Source organism: Hyphococcus sp. (assembly GCF_041986965.1).
Lineage (GTDB): Bacteria > Pseudomonadota > Alphaproteobacteria > Caulobacterales > Parvularculaceae > Hyphococcus.
In genome coordinates this window covers 482,311-496,423 of record NZ_JBHIXB010000002.1, presented here as the reverse complement: position 1 = coordinate 496,423, position 14,113 = coordinate 482,311, and the positions used below count along the sequence as shown (strand labels likewise).

The 14,113-nt window shown below is 57.5% G+C and carries 18 protein-coding genes and 1 tRNA gene; 13 read left to right on the top strand and 6 right to left on the bottom strand.

All coding sequences use genetic code 11. The features are described from left to right. Positions 1–70 precede the first annotated feature (70 nt). From ndk to ACFC5L_RS11350, 5 genes are all read left to right on the top strand, one after another. On the top strand, positions 71–493 hold the full coding sequence (gene ndk / locus ACFC5L_RS11370) for a nucleoside-diphosphate kinase (RefSeq protein ID WP_375202821.1): 423 nt from the start codon (positions 71–73) through the stop codon (positions 491–493). A gap of 122 nt (positions 494–615) precedes the next feature. After that, a complete protein-coding gene (locus tag ACFC5L_RS11365) occupies positions 616–1,707 on the top strand; it encodes an alpha/beta fold hydrolase (RefSeq protein WP_375202822.1) in 1,092 nt (363 codons plus the stop codon). 92 nt (positions 1,708–1,799) lie between these two features. Beyond that, on the top strand, positions 1,800–2,006 hold the full coding sequence (locus tag ACFC5L_RS11360) for a hypothetical protein (protein ID WP_375202823.1): 207 nt from the start codon (positions 1,800–1,802) through the stop codon (positions 2,004–2,006). Between the two features lie 8 nt (positions 2,007–2,014). Beyond that, positions 2,015–2,419 (top strand): hypothetical protein, encoded by a 405-nt coding sequence (locus ACFC5L_RS11355; RefSeq protein ID WP_375202824.1) that lies wholly within the window; start codon positions 2,015–2,017, stop codon positions 2,417–2,419. A 5-nt stretch (positions 2,420–2,424) separates the two neighbouring features. After that, a complete protein-coding gene (locus ACFC5L_RS11350) occupies positions 2,425–3,372 on the top strand; it encodes a sterol desaturase family protein (RefSeq protein WP_375202825.1) in 948 nt (315 codons plus the stop codon). Between the two features lie 13 nt (positions 3,373–3,385). Here ACFC5L_RS11350 and ACFC5L_RS11345 read toward each other — a convergent pair whose 3' ends face one another. Both ACFC5L_RS11345 and ACFC5L_RS11340 read right to left on the bottom strand, forming a co-directional pair. Next, positions 3,386–3,835: a YybH family protein gene (locus tag ACFC5L_RS11345; RefSeq protein WP_375202826.1), complete on the bottom strand. Its 450-nt coding sequence runs from the start codon at positions 3,833–3,835 to the stop codon at positions 3,386–3,388. Further along, complete coding sequence (locus ACFC5L_RS11340; protein WP_375202827.1) at positions 3,832–4,833, bottom strand: hypothetical protein; 1,002 nt, start codon at positions 4,831–4,833, stop codon at positions 3,832–3,834. The genes ACFC5L_RS11345 and ACFC5L_RS11340 overlap by 4 nt, the downstream gene beginning before the upstream one ends. Positions 4,834–5,030: 197 nt before the next feature. Between ACFC5L_RS11340 and ACFC5L_RS11335 the strand changes: the two genes are divergently transcribed. Continuing rightward, a complete protein-coding gene (locus tag ACFC5L_RS11335) occupies positions 5,031–5,564 on the top strand; it encodes a hypothetical protein (protein WP_375202828.1) in 534 nt (177 codons plus the stop codon). Between the two features lie 29 nt (positions 5,565–5,593). On the opposite strand, the gene ACFC5L_RS11330 is transcribed toward ACFC5L_RS11335, so the two are convergent. After that, positions 5,594–6,055, bottom strand: a complete 462-nt coding sequence (locus ACFC5L_RS11330) for an Lrp/AsnC family transcriptional regulator (RefSeq protein WP_375202829.1) — start codon at positions 6,053–6,055, stop codon at positions 5,594–5,596. Positions 6,056–6,172: 117 nt separating this feature from the next. On the opposite strand from ACFC5L_RS11330, the gene phhA reads away from it, so the two are divergent. Both phhA and ACFC5L_RS11320 read left to right on the top strand, forming a co-directional pair. Beyond that, entirely contained in the window at positions 6,173–7,051 is an 879-nt protein-coding gene (gene phhA, locus ACFC5L_RS11325) for a phenylalanine 4-monooxygenase (protein ID WP_375202830.1), read from the top strand. Positions 7,052–7,120: 69 nt separating this feature from the next. Next, the gene (locus ACFC5L_RS11320; RefSeq protein WP_375202831.1) at positions 7,121–7,867 is read left to right on the top strand and encodes a 2OG-Fe(II) oxygenase; all 747 of its coding nucleotides are present in this window, start codon (positions 7,121–7,123) and stop codon (positions 7,865–7,867) included. Between the two features lie 12 nt (positions 7,868–7,879). On the opposite strand, the gene pspF is transcribed toward ACFC5L_RS11320, so the two are convergent. Next, complete coding sequence (gene pspF, locus ACFC5L_RS11315; protein WP_375202832.1) at positions 7,880–8,893, bottom strand: phage shock protein operon transcriptional activator; 1,014 nt, start codon at positions 8,891–8,893, stop codon at positions 7,880–7,882. A 345-nt stretch (positions 8,894–9,238) separates the two neighbouring features. Between pspF and pspA the strand changes: the two genes are divergently transcribed. From pspA to ACFC5L_RS11290, 5 genes are all read left to right on the top strand, one after another. Further along, the gene (gene pspA, locus ACFC5L_RS11310) at positions 9,239–9,922 is read left to right on the top strand and encodes a phage shock protein PspA (RefSeq protein WP_375202833.1); all 684 of its coding nucleotides are present in this window, start codon (positions 9,239–9,241) and stop codon (positions 9,920–9,922) included. A 23-nt stretch (positions 9,923–9,945) separates the two neighbouring features. Next, positions 9,946–10,191, top strand: coding sequence for an envelope stress response membrane protein PspB (pspB, locus tag ACFC5L_RS11305; protein WP_375202834.1), 246 nt, complete (start codon positions 9,946–9,948; stop codon positions 10,189–10,191). Continuing rightward, a complete protein-coding gene (gene pspC / locus ACFC5L_RS11300; RefSeq protein ID WP_375202835.1) occupies positions 10,184–10,660 on the top strand; it encodes an envelope stress response membrane protein PspC in 477 nt (158 codons plus the stop codon). The genes pspB and pspC overlap by 8 nt, the downstream gene beginning before the upstream one ends. A 97-nt stretch (positions 10,661–10,757) precedes the next feature. Next, on the top strand, positions 10,758–10,922 hold the full coding sequence (locus ACFC5L_RS11295) for a hypothetical protein (RefSeq protein ID WP_375202836.1): 165 nt from the start codon (positions 10,758–10,760) through the stop codon (positions 10,920–10,922). Positions 10,923–11,042: 120 nt separating this feature from the next. Beyond that, the gene (locus ACFC5L_RS11290) at positions 11,043–12,146 is read left to right on the top strand and encodes a Ppx/GppA phosphatase family protein (protein WP_375202837.1); all 1,104 of its coding nucleotides are present in this window, start codon (positions 11,043–11,045) and stop codon (positions 12,144–12,146) included. A gap of 462 nt (positions 12,147–12,608) precedes the next feature. Here ACFC5L_RS11290 and ACFC5L_RS11285 read toward each other — a convergent pair. Further along, a tRNA-Met gene (locus ACFC5L_RS11285) sits at positions 12,609–12,685 on the bottom strand. Positions 12,686–12,951: 266 nt separating this feature from the next. Next, positions 12,952–14,091, bottom strand: coding sequence for a carboxylate-amine ligase (locus ACFC5L_RS11280; protein WP_375202838.1), 1,140 nt, complete (start codon positions 14,089–14,091; stop codon positions 12,952–12,954). Positions 14,092–14,113: the final 22 nt, after the last annotated feature.

The window sequence follows — 14,113 nt, the reverse complement described above, 5'->3', positions numbered from 1 at the left end:
TGCCGCAATGCAAAAGCATTGCTAGGAACCCGCCAAATCGGATTTTCCACAACAAGTTGAGGACTGACCCATGGCGCTCGAACGCACCTTCTCCATCATCAAGCCGGACGCGACGCGCCGGAACATCACTGGCAAAATCATCGCCAAGCTTGAAGAAGGCGGCCTTCGCGTCGTCGCCTCCAAGCGGATCCGCATGTCGAAGGATCAGGCGGAAGGCTTTTACGGCGTCCACAAAGAGCGGCCGTTCTTCGGTGAGCTGGTCGAGTTCATGATGTCGGAGCCCGTCGTCGTTCAGGTTCTTGAAGGTGAAAACGCCATCGCGCGCAATCGCGAGATCATGGGCGCGACCAATCCGGCGGAAGCTGCCGAAGGCACGATCCGCAAGGAATTCGCGCTTTCCATCGGCGAAAACTCCGTCCACGGTTCTGATGGCCCGGACACCGCGGCGCAGGAAATCGAGTTCTTCTTCTCCAAAGACGAAATCGTCGGCTAAGCTGCGCTACGATTATTGAATTGAACGGCGCGCCCACCGGGCGCGCCGTTTTTCTTTATGCAGCTCTCGTCGTGACGCTCCGGGCGGAGTGCGGTAAGATTTCTTCCAGATATGGAGGTCTTATGCGGCATCGTTCTTTTATTTTCGGCCTGTTCGCCGTCGTGTTCGCCGTTCTGTTCTGGCCACTCTCATCCGCGCAGGCGCAGGATGTCTATCCGCAGCCGCGTGAGGGTGATTTCGTCATCGACGATTTCGAGTTCGGAACCGGCGAGACGATGGACCTTAGCATCCATTATCGCACCATCGGAACCTTACGCCGGGATGAATCGGGCCGCGCGTCGAACGCCATTCTCATCATGCACGGCACGACAGGATCGGGCGGTTCACTGCTGCGGCCGGTGTTTGCGGACTATCTTTTCAAAAAAGGTGGGCTTCTCGATGCGGAGGAATATTTTATCATCCTGCCGGACGGGATTGGCCACGGGGATTCATCCAAGCCGTCAGACGGCATGCGGATGCAGTTCCCGAAATATGATTATGACGACATGGTGCGCGCCCAGCATGCGCTTCTGACGGATGGGCTTGAAGTCGATCATCTGCGCCTCGTCATGGGAACCTCCATGGGCGGTATGCACTCATGGGTTTGGGCTTATATGTATCCGGATTTCATGGACGCCGCGATGCCGCTTGCAAGCCTGCCGGTGGAGATCGCAGGGCGCAACCGGATGCAGCGCAAGATGGTCATCGACGCGATCATGGACGATCCCGAATGGAAGGGCGGAAACTACAAGAAGAAACCCATGAGAGGCATGAAAGCGGCGATGTATCCGCTGATCTTCATGGTGTCGAGCCCGCTGCAATATCAGAAAGATGCGCCGACGCGCGAAGACGCCGAGGCGTTTCTGGACCAGCTCGTGGAACGCTACACGAGCGCGCTTGACCCCAACGATACGATTTATGCTTTCGACGCCTCGCGCAATTACAATCCGGCGCCGCATCTACGCGAGATCACGACAACGCTTCTTGCGATCAATTCGGCAGACGACCAAGTCAATCCGCCGGAACTGAACATCCTCGAAACCGAGACCGCGAAAGTCCCGAATGGCAAGGCGGTGGTTCTACCGATTACGGACGAAACGCGCGGTCACGGCACGCACACAATTGCGAAAATCTGGGCGCCGTATCTCGAGGAACTGCTTGCTGCAACGCAATAGGGCTGGCGCGCTATTGATACAGCGGTTGATTGAAATCAAATTGGACCTGTTTTGAGAGCGTATTCTACATTCCGAAAACTGGAGGCGGGCTGATGAACAAACCGGTGAAAATCGAGCAACATGGCGGTCTGGGCGTGTTGTGGTTTATCGGCTGGCTCTTTTCCGTCGGGTTTTTGAAAATGGGCTTCTGGAAGGGGCTTTTGGCGCTGTTCATCTGGCCTTATTTCTTTGGAGTGCATTTTGCCGATCACGCGGCTCACGAAACCGGGACGGCGCAGCTTGAAAGCCAGAGCGATTAAATCGGCATATGACGGGAAATCTCCTCATCGACTCTTTGATCTCGCTTGGCGCCATTGCGTTCATGGTGGCTGTAGCCTGGATTGTTTTCAGATCGCCGCCGGCGGCGGTGACGCGAGAATCCGCATCCGAGCGGCTCGCCTTCGATGAGCCGGATTTCCGTCCGCAACGCTGGCTCATAGACCGGGAAGGGCGCGCTGCGATCGCTGAAGGGGCGGGCGGGGACATCGCCCTCGTGTCCCGTCTGGGGCTGGATCTTGTCACCCGGCGGTTGCCTGCCGTCGCCTTAAGAGCCAAAGCCGAAGAGGATGCGCTGGTGATCCGGCCTAACGATCCGGGCTCCAGAACGCTCGTGATTGCGGCGGAGGGCGCTGCAGAATGGGCTCGCAAACTGGGCCCGGACGAGGGTACATAAGGGCCATGGAGTTTGAGTTTCCGGATATCGTCGGCTACGCGGTTCCCGCGTTTCTCGTCCTTGTGCTGATTGAGATCGTGGCGGCGCGCCTGACGGGGCGCGGGCGCTATGAGGCGAAGGATTCAGCGGCGAGCCTCCTTATGGGGTTCGGCAGCCAGATTGCCCCTCTTTTTGGCGGCATCTTTGTCATCGGCGTGGTTTTTGTCGCCGCTTATGAACTGACCCCGTTCAAAATTCCCAACACATGGTGGGCGGTGCTGCTCTGCCTCACGCTGGACGATCTGCGCTATTACTGGTGGCATCGCATCAGTCACGAACGGCGATGGTTCTGGGCGAGCCATGTGATTCATCACTCCTCCCAGCACTACAATCTGACAACGGCGCTGCGGCAGACCTGGACCGGCAATATCCTCGGTTCGCTGCTGTTCAAGACGCCGCTGGTGTTTATGGGGTTCCACCCGGCAATGGTCGCCTTTGTGGGCGCCATTAGCCTGCTCTATCAGTTCTGGATTCATACGGAGCTGATCGGGCGGATGGGTCCTTTCGAATGGATCTTCAACACGCCCAGCCATCATCGTGTGCATCACGCCACCAATCCGAAATATCTCGACGCCAATTATGCGGGCATCCTGATCATCTGGGACCGGATGTTCGGAACCTTCATTCCCGAAGACGACGCGGAAAAGCCCCGCTACGGCATCATCAAGAATCTCGGCACCTATAATCCGCTGGTGATCTCGTTCCATGAGTGGATCGGCATCGCCAAGGATATCTCGAAGGCGACGTCGCTGAAGGAAGTCGCCGGCTATACATTCGGGCCGCCGGGATGGTCGCCTGACGGCTCGCGCCTGACGTCAAAAATGATCAAGGAGCGGTGGGCGCGGGTGCATGGCGAGGCGGCGCCGTCTGCATCGGAGCCTCGGCCGGATACCGCCGCCCAGCCCGCCGAGTAAACGTTGCGGCGCTTTACTTCAGCAATTCGTGATCGGCGCAGTTCGGCCACATGGAAAAATGCGTGTGGACGCATTTCCAGTCGGCCTCTTTCGAATTACGCGTGAGAATAATAGTCGCGCGTCCCTCGCGATCTCTGTCTTCGCCGGTTTTCTCTTTTCCCGTCGATGTCCACAAGGTCTGAACGCCCGCCTGCAATCCGTCTGGCGAGAGGCGGATGGAAAGCCCCTTCCAATCGAAATCGAAACCCGTCGTGTTTGCCCACACGCGGGACCATTGGCCTTCGACCAGATCGTCCAGGCCGTCTGTCCTCAACGTAATCGTGCCGAAACCGGAGGCGTCCTCGGCGAACAGCGCGCGGCCCGAGGCCAAATCATTGTCTCGGATCGCCTTCGCCCACGCCTTCAACCATTCAATCACGCGTTTTTCACCGCTGTTTCGTGCAGCCATGGTTTTCTCGATCATAATTGACGTTTTAGCCGGTAGAGTAACTCGTCGCGTGGCCATGCAAGGCGCATGCAAGGGTTTTCGTCTGCAAGCCGTTCAAGCGCGCTGACAATTCGCTGCTGAACGGGATTGATATAGGGTTGTCTCTCCGGCGCGACGAGGCTTGGAACGGCGCTGTTGGGATTCGTATTGACTTCAAATACATGGATCCCGCCATCCTTGCGGACCCCGTAGTCGATGCGTCCATATTCAATTCCCGCGATGTCGAACAGCTTGGCGATGTCGGCTTCATGCGGGCTCGACTGGACAAAATTGCGCTCGCGTTCAACCAGGTCGGGACGCTCGGCTACGAGGCCGGGCTTTGGATATTTCACGAACCATTCCGGATTCCAGAACAGGTGCGCAGGGATTAGCGCATCAGCAACCCTGTAATACGCCATCTTGCAATACATGCCGGTGTCGTCGCGGGTGTCTTCGAATTCGACCACGATTTTTCCATAAGCCGGGACGCCGTTTTGCTCCAATTTGGAGATTTCATCGGCGAGTTCGTCACGCGAATGCAAAAGACGGGGCGAATCCGGCGTCAGGTGATGTCCGGTCTCGTCGCGAATGAAGCAGGGGAAGCGTGCTTTTTCGATTGTGTACGGATCGTCAAGCCGGTGAACATCCTTCCGGTTTAAGCCCAGCTTGCAGAGCCTTTTCAAAAGCTCGTAGCGCCGCAACGGCTTCGGCGGCGCATTGAGGATGACGGGCGGCTGAGCCATGCTGCGCCACCCTCTGAGGGCCTTGATGACGCGAGCCTCATAGTCGGGCGTCATGCGCTCGACATCGCAAATGATGACCGCCGACGCGCGGAACACGGAACTGATGACGAAGCGCGGATAATCGATCACTCCTATAACGCCGCGTTTATCGAGACAGCGAATCCCGTTGATCGTCGTTCTCCCTGCGCGGGCTGTAAGAAAGACCGCGCCGCCATCCCTGCCGTAAGTCATTTTGAGGAAAGACGGGACCATCAAAGCGGGTTTCATCCTTTGGTTGCGGGAACGGCTGTCGTTACAAGGCGAAAGCGATCTTTGGGGCGCAATTACGGCCAAAAGCTTAACACAAGGCCGGATTAAGGCGGCGCGACCACAGAGAAATCATCTTTAAACCGTCAATCGGTCCAGATCGGCGCTTACTCCTAGCATGCGAGAGACGAGGAGAGGACGCTATGCCCGCCACCATCTTGATGAACGCCGTCACCGCCGCTTTTGCGACCGTCGCTGTCGCCGCTGCTTCTTATGCAGGGTTGAAGCCGGGCGGCGCTTATGACGATGGCGCGCTGACCGCCCTGTCACGGTCTGAAGCGGCAGCTCATGCACAAGCTGTGTTCGCTCGCGCAGACCGCAATGGCGATGACGTCCTCGACGTAAACGAATTTGCGGCGATGACCGTTGTCACGGCGGAGCTCGCCAATCTCAATGGGTTTATTTCGGTGGAGGACGGTGAAAGCGTTAAAACCGTCGCCCTGCCGATCTCGGCGCCGCTGGCGCTCGGCGATGCAGAGCAGACGCGCATTGACGCCGTCGCCCGCCACACCTTCTACGCCTTCGCAGGCGAAGACGGCAAAATGCAGCAGGGGGAGTATTTGGGTTTGCAGAACGCGATTTTCGCGTCTTCAGACCTCAATGCGAATGGTGCGCTGACAAGCGCCGAACTGTCGCTTTTTGCACAGCGTCAGGCTTTTTTACGCCCCAAAGCCTGATGTTTCCGGCGGCCGCTGTCCGTTTCGCCCTAGACGGATAGCGGCCAGCCGGCGGCTTCCTTCATGTTCGACAAAACAAAGTGGGACGAGGAGTCCTTCACGCCGGGCAGGCGCACCAGTTTTTTAAGCGCCACCTCCGCGAAACTATCCATGTCTTTCGCCACGACCTGCAGGATGTAATCGCCGCCGCCGGAAACGGCGGAGCAGGACACCACCTCGTCCATCAGGTTCACCTGTTTTTCGAATGCAGCGAGATGATCCTCCGCATGCGAGTCGAGCTTTACAAAAACATAGGCGAGAAGGGAGAGCCCCGCGGCTGAACGGTCGACCTTGGCGCCATAGCCCTTGATAACGCCTGAGGCCTCAAGCTGTTTCACCCGGCGGTGGGCGGCGGAGACGGAAAGGCCAACCTTTTCCGCGATCTCGGCGTTGGTCAGGCGGCCGTCACGTTGAAGCAGAGCGAGGATTTTCTTGTCGATATCGTCAATCACGGGAAAAATTCCTGTTTATTCAGTAATTACAGGAAAATATATCAAAATTCTCTTATTTTTCAATAAATCTGGCAAGAAATCCCGATCTTAATGCCTAAATTACAACCTATGAACGAAATGACCAATTCCACCGCCACAGCCCCGAAGAATCCTTTCGCCGCGAACACCAGCCACGCGCTGCGCGGCGATTACGAGCATATGCGCGCGGATTACACCGTGGAGCAGCCTTATGAGCGCTACACGGAGGCGGAGCAGGCGCGTTGGCGTTTCCTCTATGACCGCCAGAAAAAGCTGCTGCCGGGTTTTGCGGCGCAGGAATATTTTGACGGTCTTGAAAAGCTGAACGCCGGCGACGCGATCCCGCGGCTGGAAGACGCCAACAAGGTTTTGGGCGACGCTACGGGCTGGCAGTTGATCGCCGTGCCGGGCCTTATTCCCGACGATGTCTTCTTCAATCATCTGGCTAATCGCCGTTTCCCTGTCGCTTGGTGGATGCGCGAAGAGCATGAACTCGATTATCTGGTCGAGCCTGACATTTTCCACGATTTCTTCGGACATGTGCCGCTTTTGTCAAATCCGGTTTTTGCGGAATATATGCGCAAATACGGCCTCGGCGGGCCCAAGGCGATTGAACACGGCGCGCAGAAAATGCTGGCGCGGCTTTATTGGTATATTGTCGAATTCGGCCTGATCAAAACAAAAGACGGCTTGCGCGCCTTTGGCGCTGGCATGCTGTCATCGAAGGACGAGACTATTTATTCAGTGCAAAGTTCAAAGCCGAACCGCGTCGCTTTCGATCTCGAGCGCGTTTTGAATACGGCTTACATGGTCGATGATTTTCAGAAGACCTATTTTGTGATCGATAGTTTCGAGCAGCTTTTCGAGATTTGCGACTGCGATTTCACTCCATACTACCAGCGCGCCGCCGGCAAGGCGCCGATCAATCCGGAAACGCTGTTGGCGACCGATACGGTCATCACCAAAGGGCAGTTCTAACCGCCGCCGCGATAAATTGCGGCGCCAGGGCGGCTAGGCGACAATCCATTTTTCAGATAGGCATCGCCTATGGCGATCACAGTCGATACATGGCGGCTTAATCCGGCGCTCGATCTGGCGAAATATGCCGAGATCTACGCCAGGCGCGGCATCGTTCAAATTCCGGACGTACTGACGCCTCCGTCAGCGGAAACGCTCAACTCAATTCTTTCCGGCAATTTGCCCTGGCGTGTTCTGGCGACGGACGCCAATGACAAGCCGGTGCATTTTACGCAAGCCCAGCTTTCCGCGATGCCGAAGCAGCAGCGTGACGCCATGTTTCAGGATATCATGTTGCGTGCACGGAAAAATCGCGGCTTTTTCTATCATACCTATCCGCTGATTGAGGCCTATCTCAATGGCTGGGATCCGGGCCATCCGATCCATACAATTACAGAGTTTGTGAATAGTCCGGACTGGCTCGGTCTCGGTCGGCGCGTCACCGGCGTTGAACGGATCACCAAGGCGGATGCGCATGCGACCGCCTATAGCCCGTCGCATTTTTTGACGCGTCACCTTGATCTTGGCGACGATCGCGAACGACGCGCGGCTTATGTTCTCGGGATGACGAAAGACTGGCAGCCTGACTGGGGCGGGCTGTTGTTGTTCCTGAATGAAAAGCAGGACATCACTGAAGGATATCTGCCGCGTTATAATGTGCTCACCATTTTCGACATCAAATATCTGCATACGGTTACGCAGGTGTCGAGTTTCGCCGGCGGCGTGCGCCGCGCCGTGACCGGATGGTTCCGGGATGACCCGCCGGTGAAAGGCTAAGTCCGCCCGGCTTCAGGTCAGATCGTGTTTGCGCACGAGGCCGCGCATCTGGTCATAGGTGAGGGAGAGCGCATCGGCGGCGCGTTTCTGGCTTTCGCCATGAGCGGCCAGTGCTTCAGAAACCAGCATTTTTTCGATCCCGTTCAGATGCGCGCGCAAATCGTAGCGGGCGCCGGGCGCTGATGCGGCTACCGGCGGTTCCGGCGCCGGCGTCTCGGGCACCGCTTCCGCCAGCGGTCCGAAGGCGGCCTCGAACGGATCGAGCACGACATTTTCAACGGGACCTTCGCCGTCAAGGTCGGCCCAGTGAAAGACGGCGCGCTCCACCGCATTCTTCAGCTCACGGACATTCCCCGGCCAAGCGTGGTTTTTCAGGGCGGATGCGGCTTCGGGCGAAAAGCCGGGGAAGGCGATGTCTAACTCGCCGGCCGCCGCACTGGCGAAATGCGCGGCCAGAAGCATGATGTCGTCCTGACGCTTGCGCAAAGGCGGCGCAGCGACAACATCGAAAGCGAGGCGGTCGAGCAGGTCAGCGCGGAACTCGCCATGTTCGGCTTTCACCCGCAGATCCGTATTGGCGGCGGCGATGACCCGAACATCGGTGGTGCGCGTTTCTTCGCCGCCGATGCGTTCATATTCGCCATATTCGATGACGCGAAGCAGCTTTTCCTGAACACGCAAAGAGGCTGAGGCGATCTCGTCGAGAAACAGCGTGCCGCCTTCCGCCCGTTCGAAACGCCCTTGATGACGTTTGGTTGCCCCGGTGAAGGCGCCGGCCTCATGACCGAACAGCTCGCTCTCGAGCAGCGTTTCATTCATGGCGGCGCAATTCACCTTCACCAGCGGTCCGCCCCAGCGCCCGGAGAGGAAGTGAATGCGCGCGGCCAGGAGTTCCTTGCCGGAGCCGCGCTCGCCGATCACCAGAACAGGGCGTTCGACGCCTGCGATGCGTGAGGCATGGTCCAGGGCGTCCAGAAAGGCGCGGGACTGGCCGATCAGTTCAGGGGGGCTTGGTTGCAAATTCATAGGTGAAAATTACCACTATGTAAGGGGAAATAATACCAAAATACTGGTAATTATTGCCTTAAAATGCAAGCGCAGTCTTGTCGGTAAAATAATTATTACAGTAAAAACAATTAGTTATAGATGTTGTCCAAAGTTGGCACGGCTTTCGCAATAGGTGAAGCAGACGGGGTTAATCAACAACCCAAACGCTGAGGAGACTGAGACGATGAGCCGATATTAAAGATATGAAGACCGCGATTGGGAGCAGCGCATGCATACAGCGCTTCGCGGCCGCGCCGGCTTTGCCTGGGGCGCGTTCTTCCTCGGTTTCATTCTCGGCGGCATCATTTTTTAGGAGTTCGACCCATGGGCGTTTTTTCCCGACTGAGCGACATCATCAATTCCAACATCAATTCCATGCTCGACAAGGCGGAAGATCCGGAGAAGGTCGTACGCCTGATCATTCAGGAGATGGAAGACACCCTTGTCGAGGTCCGCTCCAACGCGGCCCGGGCGCTGGCGGATCGCAAGGAAGTCACCCGCAAGAAGGATGAATTCGACCGCCGCGCCAAAGAGTGGGAATCAAAGGCGGAATTGGCCATCGCCAAAGGCCGTGACGATCTTGCTCGCGGCGCAGTGGCCGCCAAGCGCAAGGCCGAAGAGATGATCGGTCTGCTTGAGGGCGAGCTGAAAGCCATCGACGGCACCGTCGACAAGACCAATGATGATCTTTCGCGGCTCCAGGCGAAACTGAAAGAGGCGCGCGCCAAACAGCGCTCTCTCGAAATCCGCCGCCACGCCGCATCGGACAGCGTTCGCATCAACCGGCAGGTCAATGACGGCCGTATTGAAGAGGCGCTTGCCAAGTTCGACCGCTATGAGCGCCGGATTGACGAGCTGGAGGCCGAAGCGGAAAGCTGGGCGTTGGGCCGCCCCCGCACGCTCGAGCACGAATTCGCCGAGCTTGAGGCGGAAGATGCGGTTAACGCGGAACTTGAAGCCTTGAAACAACGCGTTGCGAACCGCACCTCTAGCGGTGGGCAAAACTAAGAGAACAGGAAGGGGCTTACGCCATGGAGGAATTACTGGGGCCAGTCGCCATTGTTGCGATCATCTTCGTGGCCTGTCCGGCGGTGTTCCTGCACTACCGGACCGAGCTGAGGAAGACCAAGTCCATCTCAACAGATGATGAGCGGCTGGTGGACGATCTCTGGAAAACCGCGCAGCGCCTGGAACGCCGTGTGGACGCCCTGGAGACCATTCTCGACAAGGAAGCGCCGGACTGGCGCAAAGACTATCCGGAGCGCCCCCATGCCTGAGCATCACCACCATCACCATCATCATTGGCGTGATCGCGACAGCTATGCGTATCGCGCGGGCCAGCCTGGACCGGGGCCGAATTTTCATCGGCTGCGCCGCAATACGAGGCGGGGCAAGATTGCGGGCGTGTGCGCAGGCTTTGCGGAGTATTTCGGCTGGAACCTGAAATGGGTCCGGATCATTTCGATCCTCGCAACCATCATGTTCTTTCCGATGCCGGCGATCGCCTATCTCGCTGCGGCGGTGTTCATGAAAGCGGACACAGACCTGCCGCCGCAAACGGACTTTCGCGATGAAGAAACGGAACGGTTCTGGCGCACCTTTTCAGAACGTCCAAAGGCGACGTTTTCGGAATTGAAGCACCGGTTCCGGGCGCTTGATGCGCGCATCGCAGATCTCGAATATGCGGTGACCTCAAGCGAATACGGATTAAGAAAAGCGTTCAACGACCTCGAACGCGGCGCCTGAACCAAAAAAGCAACCTGAACGACTTTAAAGAGGGATGCCCGTCATGCGGGCGGAGACGGGGAACGTGCATCTTCATTGCACGGACAAGGAGAGAGACATGACGATGTTTGCGATGATGGCGAAAGGGATCGTAATGATTGCGTTAGCGGCGGCGGCGTTTATCGCGCTCGCCATCGCCATTGGCTATGAGCCGGCGGCGGCGAAATCGGCGGCGCAGTGTGAGACGAAACCGGCGCCTGCCTGCCTGTTCATGATTCTGTAGCGTCGCCAGCCGGTTGCGAGGCTAAAAGCCTGCGCCGGCCTGATACTTGCCGCAGCGACCGGCGCCGACTAACATTCCCGTCAACATCAGAGCCGGATGACGGCTCCAGCGAGGACGCGAATGATGAGTGACGGTAAGCGCGGGGGAAGCGCTGGCGGTGAAGACCGTCAAAAGCGTGAAGAAAAAAGGCCTAATCACAAGCCGTCTTCCAAATCCAGGGAAAAGAATTCTGGATCGCATCGCGGCCGGCGTCGACATTCGGTGCGGCTCGCAGCGCTTGATCTTGGCACGAATAATTGCCGTTTGCTGATTGCCTCGCCGCACCGTCGCGGATTCCGGATCGTCGACGCTTTTTCACGGATTGTCCGCCTCGGAGAAGGGCTGTCGCAAAGCGGCGTCCTCTCCGATGCGGCGATGGATCGAACGATCGCGGCTCTTAAGGTCTGTGCGGATAAAATAGATCGGCGCGGCGTGACGCATATGCGCTGCATCGCCACACAAGCTTGCCGCGGCGCCGATAACGGGGCTGAATTTCTCAACAGAGTGACGCAGGAAACCGGGCTGAAATTCGACATCATCACGACGGAAGAAGAGGCGCGGCTCGCCGTCGCCGGCTGCGCTGACCTGCTCGATGAGGATGTTGAAGCGGGCCTTGTTTTCGATATTGGCGGCGGCTCGACAGAGCTTTCCTGGGTGCGGCGCAGAGCTGGCGGAACGGAGATCACCGCCTGGACATCGCTGCCATTCGGCGTCGTCTCTATCGCCGAAAAATGGGGCGGCCATGAGATGAGCGCCGAAACCTATGCTGCGGTGGTTGAGGATGTGCGCAAGTCTGTGGCGGAAATCGGCGATCCCGCCAGTCTGAAAGATGTTTTTGAAAATGACAAAGCGCATCTTTTGGGCACATCAGGCACCGTCACGTCTATCGCTGGCGTGCATCTGGAGCTCGCACGCTATCGCCGTGACAGGGTTGATGGGCTCTGGTTGACCATCGATGACGCAAAAGCGGTGACGTCGAAATTATGCGCCATGAGTTTCCCGGAGCGTGCAGCCGAGCCTTGTATCGGCGAAGAACGCGCTGATCTTGTCGTTTCAGGTTGCGCCATTCTTGAAGCGTTGCAGGCCGAATGGCCGGCGCGCCGCATCCGTGTCGCTGATCGAGGTTTGCGCGAAGGCGTTCTTGCCGATCTAGCCAGGCAGGCGCGCAAATCTGGAAAAAGGTGAATGTAATTGGGTGCGGTAAAATGAGGTTAGGAGCCAACGATCGAAAATTCGATCAACGCTCAATCCGGTATTCCCGAAGCGGGAACGGATTTGATGATATAAGCTCTCGCATATGTACATGCGGAGGAGATAGACTCAGTGTTCAAGAACTTTGATTCTGCCTTGGCTGTCCGATTGATAGTTCATTTTCTAGTTGGGTGGCCGGTTGTGGCTTTCATCGGTCGTATTCTAGAAGGCGTGACTTGGTTCACTGCAATCGTTGGTGGATTTGTATTAACAGGGCTAACTATAATTATCTCAATGTTTGCAGTTCTCAACAAGCGGAACAATGAAGACAAGTAGATGCTTAGCCAAATTAGACAGCAAACCCATAGGGTGCATGTTGCAGACCAAAGACTGCGTGCTTCTTCGCCGATCTCGCCAGGCAAGCGAAGTCGTCACGAAGGCGATGATAAAAAAAATTGGGTGCGGGGAGAGGATTTGAACCTCTGACCTTCAGGTTATGAGCCTGACGAGCTACCGGGCTGCTCCACCCCGCGCCAACTGTTGCGACCATCGCCAAAACGACAATCACCGAGGAGCAGATTTTGACTTGTCCGCCTTCGCGGACGGGCGGGCTGCTCCACCCCGCGCCAACTTCGCAGATCGGCTCCGGATAGGATGATCTGACGGGCCCGCTGCGTTTGGATGGGCGCGTCCGGCGCGCCCCGCGAACGGGAAAGCGGGGTATAGCGAAGCCGGGCGGGCCCCGCAAGGGCCGCCACCCGATTATTTTTCTTCAGTTTTTTTGAGGTTTTCGAGCGTTTCAGGTGGCTTCCGGCAGATCCGCCGCGGTTTCCTCGACGAGCATATCCACGACCTTGATCAAGGCTTCGGCGTCGTCTGCGCCATGCGCCCGCGCCTTGGCGAATAACTCGACCTGACGACAGGCGCTGGTGCCCCGCTTCAGGATCGTTCGCGCATGTTGAATCTCTTTAAGACAGCCGAGCGCAACGGCGTCTTCGGTGATGATTTCGATAATCTCTTCGATCAGCGATCCGAAAGGCAGGCATTCCCCGCGCCCGAGATCGATCATGCTTTTGCTGCAGCCATAGCGCTGGGCGCGCCAGCGGTTTTCCTCCAGCATGATGCGCGGGTAAATGCGCCAGCGCATGTTTTTCTGTTTGATGCGCGCCAGCATGCGCAGGATCGACTGATAAAACGCCGCGATGCAAAGGGCGTCTTCAAGGCGCGTGCAGACATCGGTGATGCGCATTTCCAGCGTCGGGAAGCGCGCGCTTGGGCGCATGTCCCACCAGAGTTTTGTCGAATCCTCCATGACGCCGGCATGCACCAGACGCTCGATCATGCGTTCATATTCCGACCAGCTTTCATAGCGGTCGGGAATGCCCGTGCGCGGCATGGAGTCGAAGATGCCGAGGCGTGAGCAGCGCATTTGCATGTCATGGCCGCCCCAGAACGGCGAGGACGTGGACAGCGCGAGAAGATGCGGCAGGAAATAGCGCGTCTGATTGAGGAGATCGATGCGCAGTTCCTTGTCTTCGACGCCGGCATGCACATGCATGCCGCAGATCAGCATACGCCGGATGGCGCCGCCCATATCCGCATCGAGAAGGTCATAACGCGGCGCCGATGTGTGTTTCTGCCGCCCCCATTGCGCAAAGGGGTGGGTTGAGGCCGCCATCAGTTTCATTCCGTGTTTTTCGGCGGTGTTGATGATCGCGGAACGCAGCGCGGTCAGGTGGTGACGCGCTTCGGAAATATCGGCGCAGACAGGCGTGCCGATCTCGACCTGGCATTTCAGGAATTCCGGTGTCACCCGCTCGCCCAGACGGTCGTGACAGTCTTTCATGAAATCGGGAGAAGGCTCCGGGACAAGGTCGCGGGTCTTTGGATCGATGAGAAGATATTCCTCCTCAACCCCTAACGTCAGCGCAGGCAGCATGAGCCGGCCTCCCGTTTATTCC